2 rRNA genes are annotated in these 983 nt (G+C 57.1%); both read left to right on the top strand.

What is annotated here, in order from left to right:
- A 23S ribosomal RNA gene (locus IEY38_RS21145) occupies window positions 1–718 on the top strand; the annotation flags it as partial.
- Between the two features lie 135 nt (window positions 719–853).
- Window positions 854–976, top strand: a 5S ribosomal RNA gene (rrf, locus tag IEY38_RS21140).
- Window positions 977–983 lie beyond the last annotated feature (7 nt).

Here is a 983-nt window from a genome sequence, read left to right as displayed (position 1 = left end):
CAGTGAAATACTACCCGTCGGTGACTGCGACTCTCACTCCGGGAGGAGGACACCGATAGCCGGGCAGTTTGACTGGGGCGGTACGCGCTCGAAAAGATATCGAGCGCGCCCTATGGCTATCTCAGCCGGGACAGAGACCCGGCGAAGAGTGCAAGAGCAAAAGATAGCTTGACAGTGTTCTTCCCAACGAGGAACGCTGACGCGAAAGCGTGGTCTAGCGAACCAATTAGCCTGCTTGATGCGGGCAATTGATGACAGAAAAGCTACCCTAGGGATAACAGAGTCGTCACTCGCAAGAGCACATATCGACCGAGTGGCTTGCTACCTCGATGTCGGTTCCCTCCATCCTGCCCGTGCAGAAGCGGGCAAGGGTGAGGTTGTTCGCCTATTAAAGGAGGTCGTGAGCTGGGTTTAGACCGTCGTGAGACAGGTCGGCTGCTATCTACTGGGTGTGTAATGGTGTCTGACAAGAACGACCGTATAGTACGAGAGGAACTACGGTTGGTGGCCACTGGTGTACCGGTTGTTCGAGAGAGCACGTGCCGGGTAGCCACGCCACACGGGGTAAGAGCTGAACGCATCTAAGCTCGAAACCCACTTGGAAAAGAGACACCGCCGAGGTCCCGCGTACAAGACGCGGTCGATAGACTCGGGGTGTGCGCGTCGAGGTAACGAGACGTTAAGCCCACGAGCACTAACAGACCAAAGCCATCATTCATACGCACTGTGACTCATTCACCGACGAATTAACTCGTCGCTGAACGAGTCCAGGCGCAAACTGGATCGCACGTAATCACACGGCGGAGACTCGACCGAGACTGGTAGTTTCGTGGTTCGATTCCACGACTCGGCGTTAGGCGGCCACAGCGGTGGGGTTGCCTCCCGTACCCATCCCGAACACGGAAGATAAGCCCACCAGCGTTCCGGGGAGTACTGGAGTGCGCGAGCCTCTGGGAAACGCGGTTCGCCGCCACCATTCATAC

It is taken from the genome of Haloarcula sebkhae (genome assembly GCF_014647415.1).
GTDB lineage: Archaea > Halobacteriota > Halobacteria > Halobacteriales > Haloarculaceae > Haloarcula > Haloarcula sebkhae.
This window is presented reverse-complemented; position numbering and strand designations above follow the sequence as displayed.